The organism is Clostridium collagenovorans DSM 3089, from assembly GCF_900130005.1.
GTDB classification, from domain to species: Bacteria; Bacillota; Clostridia; order Clostridiales; family Clostridiaceae; genus Clostridium_D; species Clostridium_D collagenovorans.
Window position 1 is genome coordinate 36,652 of the sequence record NZ_FQXP01000013.1, and the last position, 24,933, is coordinate 61,584.

Below are 24,933 nucleotides of genomic sequence, written 5' to 3' on the forward strand. Positions count from 1 at the left end.
TATAATACCTCTTACTTTAAGAATGGATTTAATTTTTCTTCTCTTTCAATAGAGCTTTGTGGTCCATGTCCTGGATATACCACTGTTTCCTTAGGAAGAGGTAAAAGATTATTTTTTATTGAATTTATAATTGCTTCCTGTGAGCCACCTTCTAAGTCAGTTCTTCCTATAGAACCTAAGAATAAAGTGTCTCCTGTAAATACATTGCTTCCAATTAAAAAGCTCATACCACCTGGTGTATGTCCTGGTGTTTCAATACACTTAACTTCAAAATTACCAACAGTGAATTTATCACCATGATTTAAATAAAGGTCTGGTTTTCCTTCTAGTAATGGTCCATACATATAAGTTGGTTTATGAATTAGTATATCATCTTTTTCGCTAATTCCTGTTATAGCCTTAGTTTTTCCTCTTAGTTCATCTACTCCTGAAGTATGATCAACATGACCATGAGTTAAAAATATATACTTAACCTTAGCATCTAATTCTCCTAATGCCTTTTCTATATCATCAACATCTCCACCTGGGTCTAATACTAAAGCTTCCTTTGTATCTTCGTCCATGATTATATAGCAGTTTGCTCCATAAATCCCTGCTACTACTCTTTTTATTATCATTTTTCTTGGCCCCCTTAAGATCGAACTTAAACTTATTTCTATTTAAAATTTTCTTATAAAGATTCATTGCCACATCATAAATGTGGCAAATAAAATTTATTAAAATTGTTTTTTGCTTTCTAAAAGTAAGGTAACTGGTCCATCATTGTTTATTTCAACTTGCATATCTGCACCAAAAATACCCTTTTCAACCTTAGCAACATCTTCTCTACATTGTTTTAAAAACTCTTCATAAAGAACCTCTGATTGCTCACCTGCTAAAGCTTGAATAAAGCTAGGTCTTCTACCTTTTCTACAATCACCATATAAAGTAAATTGAGATATTACTAATAATTCTCCACCAACATCTAATAGAGATTTATTCATCTTACCCTCTTCATCGCTGAAAATTCTAAGATTTATAATCTTATCTTTTAAATACTTTATATCTTCAATTGTATCATCAGTTGTAATTCCAAGTAAGACATTTAGTCCTTTACCTATAGAACCAACTACTTTTCCATCTACCTCAACTTTAGATGAAGTAACTCTTTGAACAACTGCTCTCATAATTACTCTCCTATTATACTTATATTCATTATATTAATCTATATACGTCTCGTACACCCTTAACTTTTCTAATAAACTTCTTAAGATCCACCAACTCCTGAACAGAGGATACGGTTATCTTTATGTTAATAAGTGCATAGCCATCTTTTCCTGAATTGGCACTTATAGATCTTAGGTGTATTTTTTGAGCTGAAAGAATTTCCATTACTTCCGCTAAAAGTCCTAATCTGTCATCGCCCTTAACTTGTATTTCAGTTGTGAATTCACCACCATTGATATTTCCCCATGAGACTTCTAGAATTTTATCTTGTTCATTTTTAATTAAGCATTGTACATTTTTACAATCCTTTCTATGAACAGATACTCCTCTTCCCTTAGTTATATATCCTATTATCTCATCTCCAGGAACAGGGTTACAACATCTAGCAAATCTTATCATTACATTATCAATGCCTTTTATAACTACCTCTGGTGACTTGCTCTTTTTATGTGAATTTTCTTTATTTTTTCTATTATTATTTTGCCTTATATCTTCTTGAACTTGTTCTAAGGTTATAGTTTCCTTTTTATTTTTAGCTAAATAAGCCTCTTTTAACTTTAAGATTATTGCTGAAGGAATTAAGGAACCTGTACCAACTATAGCAAATAAATCATCTATAACTCTAATGCTATACTTTTTATATAATTTCTTAATTTCTTCCTCATCTATTATATCACCTAAATGATATCCTTGCTTCTTAGCTTCCTTTTCTAAAAGCTCTTTTCCTTTAGAAACATGTTCATCTCTCCTAGCTTTATTATACCAAGCTTTTATTTTACTTTTAGCATGATTGCTTTTTACTACAGAAAGCCAATCTATACTTGGTGCCTTGTCCATAGGAGAAGTTATAACCTCTACAATCTCACCAGTCTTTAACTGGAAATCTAGTGGAACAATTTTGCCATTTACCTTTGCTCCAATACATCTATGACCTACATCAGTGTGAATTCTATAAGCAAAATCTATAGGTGTAGATTCATTAGGAAGACTTATAACTCTTCCCTTTGGAGTAAATACAAAAATCTCATCAGAAAATAAATCTATTTTAAAGGCCTCCATAAACTCCTCTGCATCAGAAGTTTCTCCCTGCCATTCTAAAATATCACTTAACCATGTTAGTTTATTTTCTAAATTATTGTTTTCTCCATTAGCACCCTCTTTATACTTCCAGTGAGCTGCTATACCATATTCAGCGGTATTATGCATCTCATAGGTCCTAATTTGAATCTCAAAGGGTTTTCCCTTAGGTCCCATTACTGTAGTGTGTAAAGATTGATACATATTAGGCTTAGGCATTGCAATATAATCCTTAAATCTTCCTGGCATAGGCTTATACATTGTGTGTACTATTCCTAAAGTAGCATAACAATCCACAACGGTTTCAACCAAAATCCTAATAGCTGTTAAATCAAAGATTTGATCTAAAGATTTATTTTTCTTTTGCATCTTATTATATATACTATAAAAATGTTTAGGTCTTCCCTGTATGTCAGCCTTTATTCCAGACTTGGATATGTTTTTTGAAAGATCATCTACTATTTCACTTATATAAGCTTCTCTTTCAACCCTCTTTGCACATATCTGCTCTACTAAGTCATAATACTCATCTGGTTTCAAATATCTTAAAGATAAGTCCTCTAATTCCCACTTGATTTTAGATATACCAAGTCTATGGGCTAAAGGAGCATAGATATCCAAAGTTTCCTTAGCCTTTTGTTTTTGCTTATGCTCAGGCATATACTTAAGAGTTCTTAAATTATGTAATCTATCAGCAAGTTTTATAAGAATTACTCTTATATCCTTTGCCATAGCTAGCAACATTTTTCTAACATTATCAGCTTGTTGCTCTTCTTTCGACTTATACTTAATCTTACCTAACTTAGTTACTCCCTGAACTAAATCAGCTACTTCCTTACCAAACATATTAAGTATATCGTCATATGTATAGTCAGTGTCCTCTACAACATCATGCAAAATCCCAGCACAAATAGTACTTGTATCCATACCTATTTCAGCTAAAATACATGCAACTTCTATAGGATGTATAATGTATGGTTCACCTGACTCTCTTTTTTGTGTTTCATGAGCTTCGAAAGCTAAGTCATAGGCTTTTTGTATTAAGTTTTTATCAATATTACTACAATTCTTATCTATTATTTCAAATAATTTTTCCACCATGCTCAATACTTCCCTAAATTAAACGACTGGTCTATTACTAACCAGTCGTCTTTTTTTATTAATTATATAATACCTAAATGCAATATGCAATTCAAATTTAAAGTATCAGTTATTTTTTCCACTATTTACTTTTAAAAATTAGATATCATATTTCATTAAAGACATAACATCATGTCCTTCTAATTTATCTCTACCTCTAAGCTCTGTAAGCTCTATTACGAAAGCTAAAGATACAACTTCTCCGCCAGCCTCTTCTATAAGTTTAGTAGCAGCCTCAACAGTACCACCTGTTGCAAGTAAGTCATCTACTATAGCAACTCTTTGTCCTGGCTTTATAGCATCCTTATGAATCTCTAGAATATTACTTCCATACTCTAAGTCATACTCAATGCTTAAAGTCTCATATGGTAATTTGCCTGGTTTTCTAACTGGTATAAATCCAACATTTAAAGCAGTAGCTACTGGCACACCAAATAAGAATCCTCTTGCTTCCGGTCCTGCAATTACATCTATATTTTTGTCCTTTAAATAGTTCGCTATTATTTCTATAGTTTCTTTTAATGCATCTTTATCTTGTAATAAAGGTGTTACATCCTTAAAACTAATACCTTCTTTAGGAAAGTTCTCGACTATTCTTATTCTATCTTTTAATTCCATTGTATTTCCCCCTCACTGCCACTCATACAGTTGATTTTAAGTAAAACTTATTACTCCTTATTTGCTTCTTTATGCAAATATTTTGCTATTTGTTCCGCTCTTAATAAATCTGTAGTAGTCAATAGCTCCACTACTATTTTAGCATTATCCATCTTTCCAATAGGATTAACCCTAGGAATAATACATTCTATTAATTGATTAACATTGTCTTCACTTATTTGCTTCAAATCATTTATCTTCATTAAAGCTTTTAGTCCGTAATTATTAGTATGATTTACTTGATATATTCCTTCAGTGAAAAATATCCCATTTTCATCACTTAAGTCCACCTCAGAAGCTGTAGTACCTATCATAACTAAATCTACATACTTATTAAAGCTTTTTAGCTTATAGTATCTAGATAAAGCCTGAACAAGTTTAAATGTTAAGCCCACAAAAGAAAGTCCTTTAAAAGGGTAAGAACAACTATCTTGATTAGGATTAATTACATAAGCATCTAGCCTATCTACACTAGTTTTCTCCGTATCTAAAACCACTACATCTATACCTAATTCTTTACAAAGTTCTATTTCTTTATGTGAATTCATACCACAGCCTAAGCTAATTATTAAATCTGTACCTAAAAATTCTATGTGATTAAGAATATCTTTAGATCTCAGAGTTCTTTCTATATTCTCATCATTAGGTATATAATACTCCACATCGGCATTTAAATACCTAAGGACCAATAATAATATGGCTATACTAGTTATACTGTCTACATCATAGTACCCATAAATGACTATTTTCTCTCTAGCATTTACAGCCGTAATTATTCTTTTTAGTGCAACTTCCATGCCCTTTAATAAAAAAGGATCGTATTTTTTATAATGTTTTTTTACTTTCTTACATACCTTTTTTTTATCATACTCATAACTAACATCTTTAACCATAATCAATCCCCCGAACATTTAGAGAAAACATATATATTATAATTTAAAATTATGGTTTTTACAATTTTTTTTTGCATTCTTGTAGAATTTTTATCTTTTCAATGTAATTTTTGACGTTTTTAGTATGATATTTGTATTATTTTTTCCCAGGAAATATCTATTTATACATATTTCTATTTTCTTTAGCCTCATATTCCTCAGCATAAATTCCACTTAGTCCTTAGTAACTTAAACCTATACATTCAAAGGTTAATACTTTAAACCTAAAAAATTAATATGTACTTTGCAACATTAAATCTACCTCATAGTAAGTTATCACATATTAAATTCTTTATCCTATAAAATATGAATGAAGTTTATTTAATGCAAGATATATACCTTAAATATAAAATTAGCACCTTAAAATACTTTTTCTTATAAAGTATTTTAAGCATATAAAAACTCCGAGTTACCCTCGGAGTCTTGTTTAAGCTTCACTAGTTTTTTTCTTTTTTCCATATTGAGCTTTAGGATTTTTCTTATCCTTTTTATCTCTTAAAGTTGCCCAAATCGGACTAGCTATAAAGATTGAAGAATATGTTCCTGTTATTATACCAATAATTAATGGTACTGTTAATTCTCGTATACCCGGAACCAAAATAACCATCATCATTATTGTAAGTAAAGTAGATAATGAAGTATATATTGATCTCCTCATAGTTTGACTTATACTTGAATTAATTAACTCACCTGTCTCAACCTTACCTAATTTCTTTTTGTTTTCTCTTATTCTATCAAATATTACTATTGTATCATTCATAGAATATCCTAATATAGTCATAACAGCAGCTATAAAAGGAGAGTTTATACGAATTCTAAGTATAGCATATACACTAAGTGTAATAAGTAAGTCGTGAATTAATGCAACTATTGCAGCAACACCAAATTCGAATTCGAATCTTACAGCTATATATATAGCTATTGCTATACAGGATAAAATTGAAGCTATAAATGCTTTTCTAGTTAATTCACTACCAATAGAACCACTTATATTTTCTTCTTGAACTAAATAATCATCACCTAAGTTAAATTCTTCTTTAACCTTAGTTTTTAGCTCTTTTACTTGCTCCGTTTCTATTGCACCTGTTTGAATAATTAATTCAATCTCTGTATTGTTTGTTTCTCTTGCACTATACTTTTTAGTAAAGTCAGATATAACTTTTTCTACCTCTTGAACTTTATCTTGATTTACTTGTTCACCCATATTAAAAGTTAATATAGTTCCACCCTTAAAGTCTATACCGAAGTTTAGCCCTTTAAAAGCTATGGCAAACCCAAGACCTATCAACATGATAGCTAAAGATATTCCATACCATATCTTACGTTTTTCAAATATCTTTATCATGAATTTACCCCCTTTTCACACCGAAATAACCAGGTTTCTCTAGTATTCCAATATTTAATAATAATCTTAGTATAAATTTAGTAAATATTAATGCTGTAAATACACTTATAACTATACCAATCATTAAAGTTACTGCAAAGCCTCTTACTGATCCTGTACCAAAATTATAAAGAATAATACCTGCTATCATAGTTGTAATATTTGAGTCTAATATTGATGTTAATGCTCTATCAAAACCTGCATTAACAGATGCTTTTATAGATTTTCCTGACTGTATCTCTTCCTTAATTCTCTCAAATATGAGCACATTGGCGTCCACGGCCATTCCAATAGTAAGTAACAGACCCGCTATACCAGCTAATGTCAATGTTCCTTCCATTGCTACAAAAACATATAAATCTAATAATATAAATAGTACTAGTGCTAAATCAGCAACTAATCCTGGTAATCTATACACTGCTAACATAAATATAAATACTAAGCCAACACCTAAAATTGCAGCTTTTTTACTATTTGGCATAGCATCAGAACCTAATTGAGATCCTACTGTTTTAAAAGATACTGGTTTTACTGGTAATGGTAATGCACCTGATTTTATTATATCCGCATCTCTTTTTGCTTCTTCTAGGTTTTTACTTCCACTTATTACAGCCTGACCATTTAATATTGGTTCATTTACAGTTGGTTCACTTAACTTCTCTTCATCCATGTAAATAGCTATTTGTTTCCCTACAAATTCCTTAGTAGCATTAGCAAATTTATCTTTTCCTTCGTCTGAAAATTCAAGAGCTATCTCTGATTTTTGAGTCTCTGGATTCATACGAGCTACTGCATTTTTAACATCTTTACCTGTTAAGATAGTTTCACCATTAGGATCCACAAATTTAAGTTCCCCTGTTTTACCTAGTACATCCATAACTTCTTCAGAGTTAAATATACCAGGGATCTCTATTCTTATTCTCTTATCCCCTTCTTGTTTAACCTCTGTCTCAGATACACCAAGCTTGTTAACTCTCATACTTAAAAATTCAATTTCTCTACTCATATCCTCTGGACTTACTTCTTCCGCTTGTATTTCTTCTACAACAGAAATACCCCCTTGTAAGTCTAGCCCTCTGTTAATTGCCTGAGAAAATGGTTTTATTTTGTAACCGGCAATAGTAAACCCTTTAAGCCCTGCAAAGCCTAAAGTTGCAATTACAAGAATAGTAATTACTAATAAGGTAACACTTTTTGCCTTATCTTTACTTTTCTTATTATTCTTCATTTTCATCCTCCTTTGCTAACTAAGTTGCGGCAAACTTCTGTTCATTATTATATTACTTTTAACAATAATAGTCAATAATGGGTATTATTCATTTTCTTTTTCCATTTTTTTAGCCTTTAATGCAATAGCACATTCGATTCTCTTCTTTTGCATTTCACAACCTATGTTATAAGGAACATGCATGTCTCCATTGAAGTTAAAGTTGTTTGCTTGACATCCTCCACTACAATAGAATCTAGCCCAACAGTCTTTACATACTGGTTTGTTATAAATGTGAGCATTTTTAAATTCATCACTTATCTTCTCATCAAAACTCTCTTCAAAAATAGTTCCTAATTTAAACTCTTCATTGTTAACAAATTGGTGACATGGATATATATCTCCCTCTGGAGTGATTGCTATATATTCATGACCAGCTCCACATCCTGATATTCTTTTATATACACATGGACCACCCTTTAAATCTATGTTGAAGTGATAGAAGTTAAATTCATTTCCTTCTTCATATCTCTTAGCCATTTCTTCATATAATTTATCGTATTGTTCAAAGATAACTGGTAGATCTTCTTCTCTTAAAGAAAGTTCATGCTCTGCTGGAAGAACTACTGGCTCCACAGATATTTCTTTAAATCCTTGCTCTGCTAAGTGCTTGATATCTTCATAGAAGTCAAGGTTTTCTCTTGTGAAGGTACCTCTTACATAGTGAGCTTTTGTCTTATCTCTTTTTTCTACCATTTCTTTAATCTTAGGTAAAATCATGTCATATGAACCTTTGCCGTCAAATCTTATTCTAACATTATCATTGACTTCTTTTCTTCCATCTATACTTAAAATGATATTTACCATATTTTCATTTAAATACTCCATTAACTCATCAGTTAATAAAGTACAGTTAGTTGTCATTGTAAATCTAATACTCTTGTTATGGATTTTCTCTTGCTCTCTTCCATAAGCTACAATCTCTTTAATTACTGGCATTGCCATAAGTGGCTCTCCACCAAATAAATCTATTTCTATATTCTTTCTTGGTCCTGAATGTTTAAGCACATAATCAATTGATTTCTTTCCGATTTCTGCAGACATTCTCTTCTTACCACCGTGGTATTCCCCCTCATCTGCAAAACAGTACTTACACTTTAAGTTACAATCATGAATTATATTTAAGCAAACAGCTTTTATGTAAGATTTAGAATTTCCGCTCTTCATTGCGATTTCTTCATATAAATCAGTAGTATACAAATATCCTTCTTCAACTAACTCTTTAATTTCCCCATATGCTTCTTCTATAATTTCAGCATCATACTTTCCATCAAGTAAACTTAAAAGCTCTTCCTTGCTTTTTAAGCCACCATCTTCTACTAAATCATAAACTAATTCGTCTACACTATGTAAAGATCCTGAGTTAACATCAACTATAAAGTAATTATCACCTTGTTTAAATTTATGAATTAACGCCATGTTAAAATTCCTCCCGCTTATTAAATAAACTTATAATTTTATTTCTTTAGTCATTAAAAACCTATCCTCTAATATACAATAAAATTTCATAACACCATAAAATTATAATATTATGAAATTTATTCCTCTGATAAAACATAAAGCAGTAACCTAAAGTTACTGCTACGCTATTTGCCCTAAGCTTTTAATTAGTTTTCACAAGCTAAGTTAGCAACTGTACAAGATGTTTTACAAGCAGATTGGCAAGAGTTTGCACATTCTTTACATCCTGGTTTCTTTAAGCTATTTTTTAAATTTGATTTATTGATAACTTTTATGTGTTTCATATTGATACTCCTCCATTTAAAAAGTTTTCCGTACAATTGTACCACAATATAGTAGATAAATCAATTTAATCTTATATAACATATCCACCACTAATCAATATAAAATATTGCATTTAAAACTATATTTAACATATAAAATAAAAGCCCTTATGATTACATAGAACTAGCCAAACAAACAATAAAAAAAGACTTTTACATATGAAATCAAATACCCTATGACCCTTATTACATGTAGTTAACATCAGTATTGTCATTGCCATAGTTATTATTCTTGTTCTATTTTTATTTTCTTATTACACACTTAACATAAGTAATGTAATTACTATAGTAATCATTAATAATATAGTAGTTAACTTATATATAAGTATATACCTAAATTCTATTTTAAAGCAAATAAGGAGCTTAAGTTTATATGTTTAAAGTTCTATATGTTTATACCTATCATTCCTGACAATGTTCCTACAACCATTGCAATAATTGCTCTAACAAAATCCCTGCCCACAAGCGCTGCTTCTCTACCAGCTACAATTGATATTATATATATAATAACTATATATAATATTGAAACTGAGAGTCCCATAAGCCAACCCTTTTCACCTGATGTCCTGGCTGCCCATACAGCACCATAAAATATACTAAAACAGCTAAAAATCATAATAAATATAGAATTAACCTTCATATTCTCTATAGTTCCAAAGCAAAACGTTGCTATCAAGGTATATGCTAAGAAACAAATTAAGGTAACTATAGTTGCTCTTATAAGCCCTACACTGACACATGAGATTTTAGATCTCTTCACCATAAACCCACCCCCTCAGAAAAACTACTTATTAAATAAAAAAACTCCTTATTTGCTTAATATTACTTATGCAAACAAGAAGTCTTTTATTACTTATTTCTAATTTTCACTAACAGTTTCCTCAGGTGTTATAACTGAAGCAATTGCTTGTTTAGTAAATTTGATTCTTGATCTATCAGGACCAGACTCTAAAATTATGTAATCATCCTTTAATGAAGTAATTCTTCCCATTACTCCACCTTTAGTCATAATTTCATCATTTACTTTTAATGAGTTTATCATTTCCTCATATTGTTTCTTTCTTTTCTTTTCTGGTAGGAATATGATTAAGTATAAAACTACCATCATAACGATAAATGGTAAAAGTTGAACAACTATATTCATTTCATATTCTCCTTTCTATTTTTTAAGTATGATATACATTTTAATGCAAATATGAATTTAAAGCAATGATTTTTAACTCTTAATTATTCTTATTTTTCTCTATAATTCTATAAAAACCTTACTTTTTTACGCTTTTACAGGTAATATGAACCCTAATTCATATTATTTTATACCCCACTCTTGTAACTTTTTAGCTTTAAATCCTGCAAAGTTATCAGCATCAATGGCATCTCTTATTTCTTGCATTAAGTTATTATAGAAATATAAGTTATGTAAAACTGCAAGTCTCATAGCTAACATTTCCTTAGCCTTAAATAAATGTCTTATATAAGCTCTTGTATAGTGTTTACATGCTGGACATTGACACCCTTCATCTATAGGTTTTGTATCAAGCTCATACTTAGCATTCATTATATTTATTTTTCCATCTTTAGTGAACAGATGCCCATGTCTACCGTTTCTAGCTGGTAAAACACAATCAAAGAAGTCTACACCTCTTTCAACTGCCTCTAAAATATTTGCAGGTGTTCCTACACCCATTAAATATATTGGTTTATCAACTGGTAAATGTGGTACAACAGCATCTATAACTTTATACATATCTTCGTGGCTTTCACCAACTGCTAAACCACCAATTGCATAACCATCTAAATCCATTTTAGAAATAGTTTTAGCATGCTCTATTCTTATATCTTCATAAGTTCCACCTTGATTTATACCAAATAACATCTGATCCTTGTTGATTGTATCTGGAAGTGAGTTTAATCTATCCATTTCCTTTTTACATCTCTCAAGCCATCTAGTTGTTCTTGCAACTGAGTTTTCTACATATTCTCTTGTAGATGGGTTTGGTATACACTCATCGAAAGCCATAGCTATAGTTGATGCTAAATTGCTTTGTATTTGCATACTTTCCTCTGGTCCCATGAATATTTTTCTTCCATCAATATGTGAGTTAAAATAAACTCCCTCTTCCTTTATCTTTCTCATGGCTGCCAATGAGAATACTTGGAATCCGCCTGAATCTGTTAAAATAGGTCTATCCCAATTCATAAACTTATGTAATCCACCTAACTCTCCAACAACCTTATCTGTGGGTCTTAAATGCAGGTGATATGTGTTAGATAGTTCAACCTGGCATCCTATCTCTTTTAAATCCATAGATGATACAGCACCTTTAATAGCTGCTAAAGTACCAACATTCATAAATACAGGAGTTTGTATTGTTCCGTGAACTGTCTTAAACTCTCCACGTCTTGTTTTTCCATCTCTTTTTAGTAGTGTGTATTGTCCCATTTCTTCACTTCCCATCAAATTTATCTTAATTTTTACTTATGTATAAACATTGCATCTCCAAAACTAAAGAATCTATATCCGTCCTTAACTGCTACCTCATAAGCATTCATTACATGCTCCTTACCAGCTAAAGCACTAACTAGCATGATTAAAGTAGACTGTGGCAGGTGGAAATTAGTAATTAAGCAATCTAACGCTTTGAACTTATATCCTGGATATATAAATATTTCAGTCCATCCACTTTGCTCTTTTAATTTTCCATTTTCATCAGCTATACTTTCGATAGTTCTACATGAAGTAGTTCCTACCCCTATTAATCTACCACCATTCTCTTTACATCTATTAATAGTATCTGCTGTTTCCTGAGACATTTGGTAATATTCTGAGTGCATATGGTGATCATTAATATCATCAACTTTAACAGGTCTAAAAGTACCTAAGCCAACATGTAATGTTACAAAGGCAATCTCAACACCCTTATCCTTTATTCTCTGTAATAATTCCTCTGTAAAATGCAAACCTGCTGTAGGTGCTGCAGCAGAACCAACTTCCTTAGAGTACACTGTTTGATATCTTTCTTTTTCCTCTAATTGCTCTGTTATATATGGTGGAAGTGGCATTTGTCCTAAACTATCTAAAACCTCTTCAAATATACCCTCATACTCAAATCTTACAAGTCTACTTCCTTCTTCACCCATACCTACTACTTCTGCCTTAAGTTCGCCATTTCCAAAAACAAATCTATTTCCTATCTTAGCTCTCTTACCAGGCTTAACAAGAGTTTCCCAAGTATCCTTTTCAACTCTTTTTAATAAAAGGAATTCCATCTTACCATTAGTATCTTCCTTTGCACCAAAAAGTCTCGCTGGCAATACTCTAGTGTTATTTAAAACTAAACAGTCTCCTGCTCTTAAATAATCAACTATATCTTTAAATTTTTTATGTTCAATTTCTCCAGTTTCCTTTTGAAGAACCATTAATCTTGATTCATCCCTTTTAGCTGCTGGATGTTGAGCTATTGATTCTTCTGGTAAATAAAAATCAAAATCTTTAACTTTCAATATGTACACCTTCCTTAGTAAACATTAATTCTCTGTACTATTATACATCTATATAACTCTTAGTAAAAAACTTTATTTAAACAGTGCACTTTTTAGAAAAGAGTACACTGTTTTGAATTTCCTTTTTTATTAACCTCATTAGGATCTACATTTAAATGCTTATATGCCTTTTCACAAGCTATTCTTCCCCTTGGAGTCCTAGCTATAAAACCCTTTTGAAGTAAATAGGGTTCATAAACATCCTCTAAGGTACTAGTTTCCTCTCCTATAAAATAAGCTAAGGTTTCTATTCCCACAGGACCACCAGCAAAGTTATACACAATAGCATCTAAGATTCTATTATCAGTTCTATCAAAACCTTCTTCATCTATTTCTAATAATTCTGCTGCCTTATCAACTATAGTTTCATCTATTATTCCACTTCCCTTTACATCACAATAGTCTCTAACCCTTTTTAGAAATCTATTTGCAATTCTAGGGGTACCTCTTGATCTTCTTCCTATAGCAATTGCAGCTTCCTTAGTTATAGGAATATTAAGTATCTTGGCTGATCTTGCAACTATGTTCATAAGTTCATCCTCTTCATAAAACTCCATAGCACACATAACACCAAATCTATCCCTTAAGGGTGAGGTTAAAAGTCCTACTCTAGTAGTAGCCCCTAACAAAGTAAACTTAGGCAAATCTATTCTTATAGATTTTGCTGCAGCTCCCTTTCCTATAACAATATCTAAGGCATAATCCTCCATAGCAGGATATAGTATTTCCTCTACAGATCTATTTAATCTATGAATCTCATCTATAAATAACACATCATTTTTATTTAAGCTTGTAAGTATAGCTGCTAAATCTCCTGCTCTCTCTATGGCTGGCCCTGAAGTTACCTTAAGCTCTCCACCCATTTCCCTAGCAATTATATTAGCTAAGGTTGTCTTACCAAGTCCAGGAGGCCCATATAATAAAACATGATCCAAAGCCTCATCTCTCATTTTAGCTGCTTCTATGAATATACCTAGCTTCTCTTTAACCTTACTTTGCCCTATATACTCACTTAATCTCTTAGGTCGTAATGATAATTCTGCGTCTAAATCCTCTATAATCTCCTCTGAAGTTACTAATCTATCCATAATTTATCACCTAACTCATTAAATATTTTAGACATTCTTTAATTATATCTTCTAAAGACTTACTACTATCAGCTTTATTAATAGCTTTCTCTGCTTCCTTTTCAGAATATCCTAAGGAAATTAAAGCACCTAATGCTTCAGATAAATTCTTATTAACCTCTAAATCTAATAATCCATTATCTATATTATTAACAATAGTTTCCTCAGATACACTAACTTTATCTCTAAGTTCTAAAATTATTCTTTGAGCAATTTTTTTACCTATACCAGGAGCCTTTATTATAAATTTTTCATCTCCAGATACAATAGCATACTTAAGTTTATTTGCACTACCAATAGATAATAAAGAAAGAGATGCCTTTGCACCAACTCCATTTATAGTTATAAGTTTATTAAATAACTCTAATTCCTCTTCTGTCATAAAGCCATATAAACCATGAAAATCCTCTCTAATTATCTGATGCAAATAAAGAAATACATCCTCATCAATATTAGGCATCATAGCCATAGTACTACCAGAAGTATATATTTTATAACCTATACCCCCATTTTCTACTATAACACAATCCTTTTTGATTCCTTTAAAAATTCCTTTTATATATTCGTACATTTTCTACCCTAACCCCCTTCTAATACCTCACTTAACAAATTGAAGTGGGCTCATTCATAAAAATCGACTATTATACTTTAACATTATAGCCCTTTTAATTCAATAATTATAGATTTTTTGTTGAAATTATAAGCAAATCTATATTTCTCTTGTTTTATTATTATAAGCAAATCTACCATTCTGGATAATCAGAAATAAATTCTATATCTGCACCAGTCATTTCAGCTATTATTGTACCAACAGAATTAATTTGTTCTTTTAACTTTCTTTTATAATAACAAAATAAGAGACTATGGAGTTAAGGGAAATACTACTAAAGATTATACTAATTTTAATTTACCAATCAGTATAATATATATTTCTCATTGCCATAGCCTCTTATTTTTCTTTCAATTAAAAAGTTAGTAAATTGAGTTTTCTATTTAGCTTTAATTTAGCTTTTCAACTTAAGATTCTTATTTATATAAGCATCCTAAAACTAAAGTAAAACTAGTAAATATATTTGAAGTAGGTGTTAGCTTCTAAATAATGCCTTTATATAATTCAAGGCCTCATCCTTAGTATTAAATTCATACATCTTGTTTCCTCTTTTTAAAAACTCTAAATCTGCTACTGGAAGATTCTTAGTACTAATATCTGTTACATCAGTCTTCTCATCTTCTACATAAGCTTCATTATCCTCCTTAGTTTTTAAAACTGCTACATATCCATCTTTTATACCTATTATGTATTTATTAGGTGCATATAAGTATTTATCAAATTCTCTTACTAAGGTTATTTCATTTTTAACTACTTCCTCAAGTTTATAATCACCCTTTTCAAGAGCAGTCTTTAGCTCCTCTTTAGACATTGCAAGTAGCTTATCCTTATCTTCTCCTTGCTTTTCTATAACTTGATCTAAGGTACTATTTTCTTGAGAATTTTCTGCATTAGCTAAAAACTTAGTTTTATAAAATATACTAATTTTATCATAATGCTCTTCTATACCATGACTTGAAGCCATAGCTGTATCTTCATTAGCATAATCTTTATTATTCATTAAATAATAAGTAAGGGTAAAACTTGTTACAAATAACATTACTAAGGAAAGTACGCCTATAACTATGTATTTATCCTTATTCTTATTAAAATTATTATCATTGCTATTATCTTTATTTTTAACTTTCTTTAAATTATCGCTCATAATATCACTCCTTTATTGAGTATTATGACCAATATTTCTAATAATATACATTTACCCTAAATTTATTGTAAAAAAAGGTCTGGTTAATTCTAATCATAATTAACCAAACCTTTTTATCTTATCTTATCTTATAGTTCTTACTTTAATATCTTTTACTTTTTCAATTATTCTATCTTTCATTTCTCTCTTGTTTTTTACTTTTCCACATCTTTCTCTTAACTCTTATAATTTTCAACTCTTAATTCTTATATCTTTTCTTTCTTAATTTTTACCTTATATGTTTCCTTTTACTTCTTACCTTGTCTTTCTTAACTCTTATTTCCTAGTTTTGACTTATTCTCAACCTTATAAAGCCACTATGTACTTATACTCTTTCTTCGTATCCTTCTAGATATACAACTTCAATCCAATCAGCTTCTGCAAAGAAGTCATGCTCTGTTGCATATTTTTTAGCGAATACTACTCTTTCAATTCCTGATGCTATAATTATCTTTGTACACTCCATGCATGGTTGAGCTGTAATGTATATAGTTGCTCCAGCTCTCTCTTCAGGAGAACACTCCATAATAGCATTAACCTCAGCATGAATAGTTCTTTTACAATGATTGTTTATCATAAGGCATCCAGCATCATCACAATGCTCTAAATGTGGAGGACTTCCATTATATCCAGTCCCTTTTATTCTCTTATCTTTTACAACTACTGCACCTACATGTAGTCTAGGACATGTACTTCTTTCTTTTACCATGAATGCAATATCCATAAAATACTTATCCCAATCTTTTCTCATAGTACCTCTCCCCCTATCTGAAGAAAATTTATTATATTATATCACAATATAATAAATTTCATCTATATTGGGAAAGCAGAAAATATTATTTCATCATCTTCATGATCTAAATCATATATAATATCATCTAATAAAACTATCTCAATCTTCATATAAGAGTTTCTATTAAGCCTAGATATATATTCTAGAACTGACTCCTCTATGTTTCCGTTACAAATTATCACAGCCCTCTGCATATCAAGAGCAATCATTCTCCTCAAAATTCCTTTACATATATCGTAATCAACTTCTATACTTTCATCCTTCTCACAATAAATATAAGTTTCCCTATCTCTATCATCCTTTATGATAAAAGCATTCTCCTCCTCAAACTCCTCTTCAACCTTTGCATTGTTTTGTCTTAAGCACATATAAGATTTACAAAACTCCAAAAACTTCTCTTCACATAAGTTATGTAGGTCATTATTCACTCTATTTTGTCTAGGATTATAATGAACTTTATCAGCTCCAGTAATAAATCTTATCCATGTATAAGCTATAAACATTATAAAGGCTACCCCTAATATTTTATATCCATAATAGTACAGAAAAATTATAACTTTGCTCATAATAATCACCTCTGATTTAATTATGAACCTAGAAATTTATTCTATACAGAATTCAAAAATATTTAAAAACAAATTAACATTTATTAAAAACTTATAATCCTTTAAAGTATCTTTATTACAAATCAAAAACACCTCCTTGACTTCCATATATCTAGCATTAACTAGAATATATAGTAATCAAGGAGGTGTTATATTTGCCTTAATCCTTGTGTATATCTTTTAAATTTTAAATAGCATAATTAATATGTATATCTTAATCCAGATATTTTTATAATAGCTTTCCAACTGACACTATACCTATTAATCTCTTTCAATCCATTGATATACAGTATTTATATATTTATTATTCTTCAAATTCCTCTGGGAATTCTGCGTTGTGATATACGTTTTGAACGTCATCATCATCTTCTAATAAGTCAACTAATTTTTGAATCTTAGCTGCAACTTCCATATCAACTTCTACGTTGTTATCTGGTATCATAGTTATTTCAGCTGATAAGAATTCAAATCCTTGTTCTTCTAAAGCTTCTCTTACTGTACCGAAGTTAGCCATTTCTGTGATTACTTCAAATACTTCTTCTTCAGCATTGAAATCTTCAGCACCTGCATCTAATGCAACCATCATGATTTCTTCTTCGTCCATTGATTCTGTTCTTTCAATAACTATTTGACCTTTTTTATTGAACATCCAACCAACACATCCGCTAGCTCCTAAGTTTCCACCACATTTGTCAAATAGGTGTCTTACATTACCAGCACTTCTATTTTTATTATCAGTTAGAACTTCAACGACCATAGCAACACCAGCTGCTCCGTATCCTTCATATATTATTTCATCATAGTTTACTGATGCTAATTCTCCAGATGCTTTCTTTATAGCTCTTTCTATAGAATCTTTTGGCATGTTATTAGCTTTTGCTTTTGCTATAACATCTCTTAATCTTGGGTTAGCATCAGGATTTGCACCACCATTTTTAGCTGCGATTGCAATTTCTTTACCTATTTTAGTAAAAATTTTACCTCTTTTAGCATCAACTTTTCCTTTTTTGGCTTGTATGTTATGCCACTTTGAATGTCCTGACATTATGTATTCTCCCTTCAATATTTCTTAAAATTCTTGTAATATTATATCATGTTAAAAGTAACCTATGCAATGTTCTAAGCTTCATAAAGCCTTCCATCTAATTTAAAGTAATATTTCTCATCGTCCCTAAGTAATGTTACCTTACCTGAGGTAGCTTCTACAAAGGCTCTCTCTACTTCATCAATTATAGAACTTTCGCTGTAAATTTTCAAGCTAACAGCTTCAGTATAAGCTGTATCTTCTATATGCCATTGATTTTGACCACATAAATACTGAACCTTTCCAAGTAAATCATAATCTATAATAGCTTCTAAGGCAATCCCCCTTACCTTTTCAACTATCATAGCTTCCTTTATAGCCATAGCTGCACCCTTAGAATATGCTCTTGCTAAGCCTCCAGCCCCTAAAAGTATTCCTCCAAAATAACGTGTTACAACTACAACAGAGTCTGTTATTTCATTTTTCTTCATTACTTCTAAAACCGGTATTCCTCCTGTGCCCTTAGGCTCTCCATCATCACTATATCTTTGTATACCCATATTTTCACCAATTATATATGCATATACATTATGACGTGCATCCTTGTATTGTCCTCTTATTTCATCTATAAATGCCTTTGCATCATTTTCTGTTTCAACTCTTTTTACATGGCCTATAAAAATCGATTTTTTCTCGTCAAACTCTGCCATAGCATTATTTTTTATAGTAAAATAACCCATCTATATTTACACCTCAAATTCTTCCTTTTTTATCCCCAAATTTTCTTCATCAATAGTTTCTAAATACTTATCTGCCGCTCTTATTATGTAAGCTTTATCACTTTTATGTTTTAGATTTTCTATCTTCTCTTTAGCTTTTTTACCTTTTATCTTTGCTAAAGAACCTATTGCATAAGTAACAACCTGTGGATTGCTATCATCTAAGGCCCTTATTAAAGTCATTTCAAGGTCCTTATCTTGAAGTTTACCTATGGCTGAAACTGAAAGTCTTCTTACATTAAAGGATTTATGTACAGAACCCTTTATAAGTATTCCTTTGCTATTTACATCCCTTAGCTCTCCAACAATCCATACTGCTGCCTCTTTATCCTTGCTACTCATTTGTATGTATCTATCCTTAACAAACTTAAGAATTTCCTGTTTTGTTTTATCATCTAAAGAATTTAAAACTCTTAATTTATCTTGTTTTCCAGCAGTAGCTATAGAATGAAAAAGTTCTTCAATATTATTGCTTTTAGATAAAAGTCTATATTTAATTTTACCTTCAATTATGTGTCTTTGAACTTCACTAGTCTCTAATCCTCTAATTTTGCTAATAACCTCTATGGACTTTCCTTCTAAAAAAAGAAAATAAGAAATATCCTCATTAGACAAATCCTCAATATCATTCCACTTAATATTAACAAGTCCCTTTTTCATTTTATCACTCACTTTTAATTATATTTATTATGAATGTTTTAGCACATTTTCAATAACTTCTATTCCTTTTTCTATATTTTCTAAGGTAACCTCCGAGAAGTTTATTCTAAAGCTTTTTAATCCGTCCTTACTATTTTTAAAGAATAATACGCCTGGAGTAATTAGCACTCCTTTTTTCTTACACTTATAAAACAATTGGACAGAATCCATTCCTTCAGATTTTAAGGTAAAATATATATGTAGTCCCCCCTCAGGGTAATTACACTGAACATAGTCTCCCAATTTGCTATTTATAAGTTCCACTAATAGCCTGTATTTTTTCTTATTACTGCAATTTAATTTTTCTATATATTCTATCCACAGTCCTTCATCAATATAATAGCCTAATGCTCTTTGCATTAAACTTGATGTTGAAATATCTGTGTTTACCTTTGAGCTAATAATACTTTCTTTGAATTCTTTAGGAGGAATTAAGTATCCTAAACGAATACCTGGTAAAAATATTTTTGAAAAACTTTTAATATATATGACTCTATCATTGTGATCTAGTGCCTTAAAACTTTTGTACTTCAATTTCTCATTATAAATAAGTTCCGATAAGTAATCATCTTCTATTATATAAAAGTCATATTGCTGTGCTAGTTCTAGTATCCTCTTTTTCTTCTCTTCACTGTAACTTATCCCTGTTGGGTTTTGAAAATAACTCATTACATAAAAACACTTTATTTTAGTTTTCTTTAATATCTCTTCAAGTTGATTTATATCTATTCCATCTTTCATAATATCAACTTCAAGTATATTTGCTCTTCTCCACTTAAAAACTGACAAAGCTCCAATGTAAGTAGGCTTTTCCACTATTACATTATCATTTACATCAATTAAAGCCTTTGACACTATATCTATGCCTTGTTGAGCTCCAGAAACTATAAGAATATTATCTATAGAAATACTTTTATGCCAGAAGTTATTGCTTATACTTTTACGTAATCCATCATATCCTAAACTTTCTTGATGTATGAATGCCTCTGCCCCATCTCTATCTATTACTTCATTAAGTACTTTCTTAAAAACATCAACTGGGAAATTATCTCCCTTAACAACTTCACCTGTAAAATCTATATATTTACTAAGTTGCTCCTTGCTGTAGGTTTTAAAAATCTCACTGTACTTTCTCTTAAAGCTTATATTGAAATCTCTCTTTTTAGCAAAGGTTCCACTCCCCATTTTAGAAACAGCGTAACCTTCTTGCTCTAGCTTCTTATAAGCATTAATTATTGTTATCTTGTTTACACCTAAAAAATCACTAAGACTTCTAATAGTAGGTAGCTTTTCTCCATCTTCAAGTTCATCGTTTTTAATTAAGTTTTTTATATGATTACATATTTGTACATATTTAGTTTCGTCATTATCATAAGTACATATAAACTTTTCCATATTCTTCTCTCACTAAATAAAATATACCTTTTCTTTAATAACAGTTCCAGCATTAAATTTAAATTCTCTTATATCCTTTTTAACCACAGCTTTTTCTGTAAGTAATCCTAGTATTTCTTCCATTTTTATATCAAAGCCATCAAAGAACATGTCACATTTTATTTCTTCTGAACTTAATGCCACATTTTTTTCTTTTAAAAACTCTATAAGCACATTAGTAGCTCTCTTTAAATTAACTTCCACATACTCTTCCATGTATTTTAAAATAGTGTTTATACAATCTTCTTTATCTGTATTATTTATAAATAATTCCTCAACATACTCACTAAAGGTATTATTTAATCCTAAAGTTGTAGTAACAACATCTCTATTAATCATATATCCAGATAAATTTACATAGAACTTTGAAAAGCTTCTAACTGCCATAACTGCCATACTATAGGCTGTATGAATTGAATCGTTTGTAAGATATTTTCTACACTCATTCATATCCTTAAGTAACTTTCCTAAATACACTATATTCCATTTTTTTCTTTCTAAATCTGGAAAATATCTTACTCTATCGTAAACCTCAGTAATTTGTCTATCCTTTGAAAACATCAATCTAGAGGAAGATAATATTCTGTGTATATATGCTCCCTTTACACCCTCTTCACAAATAGAAATAAATTTTCCTTTGCTTAATATTTTTAAATGTATAGAAATTTCATTTTCTTCTGCATATATGTGCTTTATGTTATTAGATTCCTCATCTATAACAACAAACATATCTATATCTGACCCTTCCCAAATATCACCTGTTAGCATAGAACCATGTATTAAAACCGCTAGTACTTCTTGCTCACTTTTTAAATTATCAAGGGTTAAGTTACAAGCTCTTTGATAATCTAATATTTCCTTTCCCACACCCAATCACCTGCTTACTTTCTAAATTTTAATTCCCTTTAATTAATATAATACTCTAAAATTTCATTTTTTTATACAAAAACTGTTGCATCAAGAGTAGTTTCCATAATATAAGTGGTATTTTCAAAATCACTTATACTTAAATCCCTTAGTGCAACAGTCTCTTTTTATTTTACTTAAACCTCATAGGATTTCAGCTTATTATATACTTCTTCATCTACATAAGCGCATATATATGTGCCTTCATCCCTAAAATCTTCCTCTTCAATTCTTGCATTTCTATGAAGCATAGCCACATTTCCTTGCTCACTGTATGGTATTAAGAAGCTTCTAAGTACTTGATTGCTTGGAAGTTCTTTAACGATTTCATCTAATAATAGCTCTAAGTTTAATCCTTCCTTTGCTGAAATCTCAACAACCTTTTCGCCTTGAAGTTTTTCTTTAACTTCTTCTAATCTTTCCTTACTTACCTTATCGATTTTATTCAATACCATAATTCTATTTTTATCAAAGGATTTAAGTTCAGTTAACACAGTATTTACAGCTTCTATTTGTTCAAATAATTTATCTGAAGATACATCAACTACATGTAAAAGTAAATCTGAATATAAAACCTCTTCTAAAGTTGACTTAAAACATTCAACCAAATCATGTGGAAGCTTTCTAATAAATCCTACTGTATCAGATAAAGTTGCAACTCTTTTATCTGGTAATGTTAAAGCACGAGTTGTTGTATCCAAGGTTGCAAATAGCATATCTGCTTCAAATACCTTTTCTTTGTTAGCTATATTAGCAGGAACAATATCACATAACTTGTTTCTAAGTGTTGATTTCCCTGTGTTTGTATATCCAACTAAAGATACCTGTGGAAGATTACTCTTCACTCTCTTTTCTCTTTGTACAACCCTGTTGCCTCTTATTTTTTGTAATTCCTTAGATAAATCATAAATTCTATTTCTAATATGTCTTCTATCTATTTCTAGTTTCTTTTCTCCTGGACCCTTTGTTCCAATACCTCCACCTGTTCTTGAAAGTACTGTTCCTAGACCCATAAGTCTTAAGGATCTATATTTTAATTGTGCAAGCTCTACCTGTAAGCTCGCTTCTTTACTTCTAGCTCTTCTTGCGAAAATCTCTAAAATCAAACTAGTTCTATCAATAACCTTAGCGCCAGTATTTTCTTCTAAATTTCTAATTTGAGCTCCTGTTAATTCATCATCAATTATAATTACATTAGCTTTTAAAGCTTGTTTCAACATTTGTATTTCATCAACCTTACCTGATCCTACATAAAAAGACGAATCAGCCTTTGGTCTATTTTGAAATACTTTATATACAACTCCAACATTACATGCTTTAGCTAGTTCTTCAAGTTCATCTAAACTTTCTTCACTATCAATACCTACTAAAATAGCTCTTTCACTATTATCTTCATAAACATCATTATTTTTTATGCTTTCTTCGATGTATGATACTCTGTCTAAAAACTGAAAGTTTTCTACAGATTCTAAATCCATATTAGCTAATTCTTCATATACTAATATGTTATTTTCGATTGTACAAAAACCTACATTAACAAGGCTTTTATTGTAGTCTTCACCATTTACACCTATTGCAACCATAGCATCTAATTTTAATTTTGTTAAAGCTGAGGTATCTAAAGCTGATAATCTTGGATTTCCTGATGGATGAGTGTGTATTATTCTAATACCTGATAGTCTATTTTCTTTAACATCTATCATAGGTAAGTCTACTGATGTGCTATCTCCTATAGCTACATTTTGTACTCTTCCCTTTCTATCAATAACTACACTTATTTCTCTTCCTACTCTTTCTGTAATAGTACACATTATATTAACTAAATCATTTGTAAAAATACTATCCTTAGGTACTTTAATATCATAAATTTCTTCTAAAGTGTCTAAAATAACATTTCTTACACCTTCAATATTTCCATATATCACTATATATCATCTCCGTTCTAAAGTATTTTCTGGCAAATGCATTTATATACTTGACAACTATGCCTTAATTTTATACTATAAATTCTATGTTGTAAATATTACATAGAGGGCGGGATAACTATGGAAAATAAAAAAAGAAATATACTTTTTAGTAAAGATGAAATTAATTCTAGAATAGTTGAATTAGGTAAAGAAATTTCAAAAGATTATGAAGGTAAAGAAATTTATGTTCTTTCTCTTCTTAGAGGTAGCTTTATTTATGCTGCTGATTTAGTAAGAGAATTAACAGTTCCTACCAAAATTGGTTTTATGACAACATCTAGCTATGGTCATTCAGAAACTTCATCAGGTTCTGTTAAAGTTATCAATGACATTCCTGACAACATAGAAAATTGTCATGTACTTATAGTAGATGATATTGTGGACACTGGTATAACTATGGATTTTGTAGTTAATCATGTTAAATCTCTTGGTGCTGCTTCTGTTAAATGTTGCGTACTATTAGATAAACCTGAGAGAAGAAAAGTTGATATAAAACCTGATTATTGTTGCTTTACTATTCCAGATCTTTTCGTTGTAGGATATGGATTAAATTATGGTGATTATTATAGAAATATTCCTTACGTTTTCAACTGGGAATCTAAATAATAATTTATCAAGTTTGTAATCGTACATATAGGAGCCCATAATTAATGATATTTCACATTAATTATGAGCTCTTTTTTATTGACTTTTAACCCTATATTAGTTTACAATTTATCCGAAAAAAGCTTATAGAAAACATATTTATTTCTATAAACTTACATCTTTATTACATATTTTTTTAAAAGGATTTAAAGCTATATAAATTGCACATAATAA

Annotated in this window: 25 protein-coding genes; 1 reads left to right on the forward strand and 24 read right to left on the reverse strand. The window is 30.2% G+C overall.

From position 1 onward, the window contains the following. Positions 1–11: 11 nt before the first annotated feature. From BUA48_RS13790 to hflX, 24 genes are all read right to left on the reverse strand, one after another. A complete protein-coding gene (locus BUA48_RS13790; RefSeq protein WP_072832648.1) occupies positions 12–617 on the reverse strand; it encodes an MBL fold metallo-hydrolase in 606 nt (201 codons plus the stop codon). A 99-nt stretch (positions 618–716) separates the two neighbouring features. Next, positions 717–1,166 (reverse strand): D-aminoacyl-tRNA deacylase, encoded by a 450-nt coding sequence (dtd, locus tag BUA48_RS13795; RefSeq protein ID WP_072832649.1) that lies wholly within the window; start codon positions 1,164–1,166, stop codon positions 717–719. Positions 1,167–1,194: 28 nt separating this feature from the next. Beyond that, entirely contained in the window at positions 1,195–3,384 is a 2,190-nt protein-coding gene (locus BUA48_RS13800; protein WP_072832650.1) for a RelA/SpoT family protein, read from the reverse strand. A gap of 138 nt (positions 3,385–3,522) precedes the next feature. After that, positions 3,523–4,041 carry an adenine phosphoribosyltransferase gene (locus BUA48_RS13805; RefSeq protein ID WP_072832651.1) on the reverse strand — a complete coding sequence of 173 codons (519 nt, stop codon included), beginning with the start codon at positions 4,039–4,041 and terminating at the stop codon, positions 3,523–3,525. 50 nt (positions 4,042–4,091) lie between these two features. Next, complete coding sequence (locus tag BUA48_RS13810; RefSeq protein ID WP_072832652.1) at positions 4,092–4,973, reverse strand: DHH family phosphoesterase; 882 nt, start codon at positions 4,971–4,973, stop codon at positions 4,092–4,094. A 466-nt stretch (positions 4,974–5,439) separates the two neighbouring features. Then, positions 5,440–6,357, reverse strand: coding sequence for a protein translocase subunit SecF (gene secF, locus BUA48_RS13815; protein WP_072832653.1), 918 nt, complete (start codon positions 6,355–6,357; stop codon positions 5,440–5,442). 4 nt (positions 6,358–6,361) lie between these two features. Further along, positions 6,362–7,624, reverse strand: coding sequence for a protein translocase subunit SecD (gene secD, locus BUA48_RS13820; RefSeq protein WP_072832654.1), 1,263 nt, complete (start codon positions 7,622–7,624; stop codon positions 6,362–6,364). A gap of 84 nt (positions 7,625–7,708) precedes the next feature. Beyond that, a complete protein-coding gene (scfB, locus tag BUA48_RS13825) occupies positions 7,709–9,082 on the reverse strand; it encodes a thioether cross-link-forming SCIFF peptide maturase (RefSeq protein ID WP_072832655.1) in 1,374 nt (457 codons plus the stop codon). Positions 9,083–9,270: 188 nt separating this feature from the next. Then, positions 9,271–9,408 (reverse strand): six-cysteine ranthipeptide SCIFF, encoded by a 138-nt coding sequence (gene scfA, locus BUA48_RS13830; protein ID WP_072832656.1) that lies wholly within the window; start codon positions 9,406–9,408, stop codon positions 9,271–9,273. Positions 9,409–9,832: 424 nt separating this feature from the next. Further along, positions 9,833–10,210 carry a TIGR04086 family membrane protein gene (locus BUA48_RS13835; RefSeq protein ID WP_072832657.1) on the reverse strand — a complete coding sequence of 126 codons (378 nt, stop codon included), beginning with the start codon at positions 10,208–10,210 and terminating at the stop codon, positions 9,833–9,835. A 96-nt stretch (positions 10,211–10,306) separates the two neighbouring features. Further along, positions 10,307–10,591, reverse strand: a complete 285-nt coding sequence (yajC, locus tag BUA48_RS13840; protein ID WP_072832658.1) for a preprotein translocase subunit YajC — start codon at positions 10,589–10,591, stop codon at positions 10,307–10,309. A 162-nt stretch (positions 10,592–10,753) separates the two neighbouring features. Then, positions 10,754–11,887 carry a tRNA guanosine(34) transglycosylase Tgt gene (tgt, locus tag BUA48_RS13845; protein WP_072832659.1) on the reverse strand — a complete coding sequence of 378 codons (1,134 nt, stop codon included), beginning with the start codon at positions 11,885–11,887 and terminating at the stop codon, positions 10,754–10,756. A 32-nt stretch (positions 11,888–11,919) separates the two neighbouring features. Then, positions 11,920–12,948, reverse strand: coding sequence for a tRNA preQ1(34) S-adenosylmethionine ribosyltransferase-isomerase QueA (gene queA / locus BUA48_RS13850; RefSeq protein WP_072832660.1), 1,029 nt, complete (start codon positions 12,946–12,948; stop codon positions 11,920–11,922). Positions 12,949–13,040: 92 nt separating this feature from the next. Further along, positions 13,041–14,078: a Holliday junction branch migration DNA helicase RuvB gene (gene ruvB, locus BUA48_RS13855; RefSeq protein ID WP_178138992.1), complete on the reverse strand. Its 1,038-nt coding sequence runs from the start codon at positions 14,076–14,078 to the stop codon at positions 13,041–13,043. A 7-nt stretch (positions 14,079–14,085) separates the two neighbouring features. After that, complete coding sequence (gene ruvA / locus BUA48_RS13860) at positions 14,086–14,685, reverse strand: Holliday junction branch migration protein RuvA (protein ID WP_072832662.1); 600 nt, start codon at positions 14,683–14,685, stop codon at positions 14,086–14,088. Between the two features lie 514 nt (positions 14,686–15,199). After that, positions 15,200–15,868 (reverse strand): hypothetical protein, encoded by a 669-nt coding sequence (locus BUA48_RS13865; RefSeq protein WP_072832663.1) that lies wholly within the window; start codon positions 15,866–15,868, stop codon positions 15,200–15,202. Positions 15,869–16,232: 364 nt separating this feature from the next. Then, positions 16,233–16,658: a deoxycytidylate deaminase gene (locus BUA48_RS13870; RefSeq protein ID WP_072832664.1), complete on the reverse strand. Its 426-nt coding sequence runs from the start codon at positions 16,656–16,658 to the stop codon at positions 16,233–16,235. 62 nt (positions 16,659–16,720) lie between these two features. Further along, positions 16,721–17,266: a hypothetical protein gene (locus tag BUA48_RS13875; RefSeq protein WP_072832665.1), complete on the reverse strand. Its 546-nt coding sequence runs from the start codon at positions 17,264–17,266 to the stop codon at positions 16,721–16,723. A 343-nt stretch (positions 17,267–17,609) separates the two neighbouring features. Continuing rightward, on the reverse strand, positions 17,610–18,350 hold the full coding sequence (locus tag BUA48_RS13880; protein WP_072832666.1) for a YebC/PmpR family DNA-binding transcriptional regulator: 741 nt from the start codon (positions 18,348–18,350) through the stop codon (positions 17,610–17,612). 74 nt (positions 18,351–18,424) lie between these two features. After that, positions 18,425–19,069, reverse strand: coding sequence for a YigZ family protein (locus tag BUA48_RS13885; RefSeq protein ID WP_072832667.1), 645 nt, complete (start codon positions 19,067–19,069; stop codon positions 18,425–18,427). 6 nt (positions 19,070–19,075) lie between these two features. Beyond that, the gene (locus BUA48_RS13890) at positions 19,076–19,768 is read right to left on the reverse strand and encodes a HEAT repeat domain-containing protein (RefSeq protein ID WP_072832668.1); all 693 of its coding nucleotides are present in this window, start codon (positions 19,766–19,768) and stop codon (positions 19,076–19,078) included. A gap of 27 nt (positions 19,769–19,795) precedes the next feature. Further along, positions 19,796–21,202, reverse strand: a complete 1,407-nt coding sequence (gene pdxR, locus BUA48_RS13895) for a MocR-like pyridoxine biosynthesis transcription factor PdxR (protein ID WP_072832669.1) — start codon at positions 21,200–21,202, stop codon at positions 19,796–19,798. Positions 21,203–21,214: 12 nt separating this feature from the next. Beyond that, positions 21,215–22,108, reverse strand: coding sequence for a nucleotidyltransferase domain-containing protein (locus BUA48_RS13900; RefSeq protein WP_072832670.1), 894 nt, complete (start codon positions 22,106–22,108; stop codon positions 21,215–21,217). Between the two features lie 176 nt (positions 22,109–22,284). Then, positions 22,285–24,072 carry a GTPase HflX gene (hflX, locus tag BUA48_RS13905; protein WP_072832671.1) on the reverse strand — a complete coding sequence of 596 codons (1,788 nt, stop codon included), beginning with the start codon at positions 24,070–24,072 and terminating at the stop codon, positions 22,285–22,287. 120 nt (positions 24,073–24,192) lie between these two features. Between hflX and hpt the strand changes: the two genes are divergently transcribed. Then, positions 24,193–24,720 carry a hypoxanthine phosphoribosyltransferase gene (gene hpt, locus BUA48_RS13910; protein WP_072832672.1) on the forward strand — a complete coding sequence of 176 codons (528 nt, stop codon included), beginning with the start codon at positions 24,193–24,195 and terminating at the stop codon, positions 24,718–24,720. Positions 24,721–24,933: the final 213 nt, after the last annotated feature.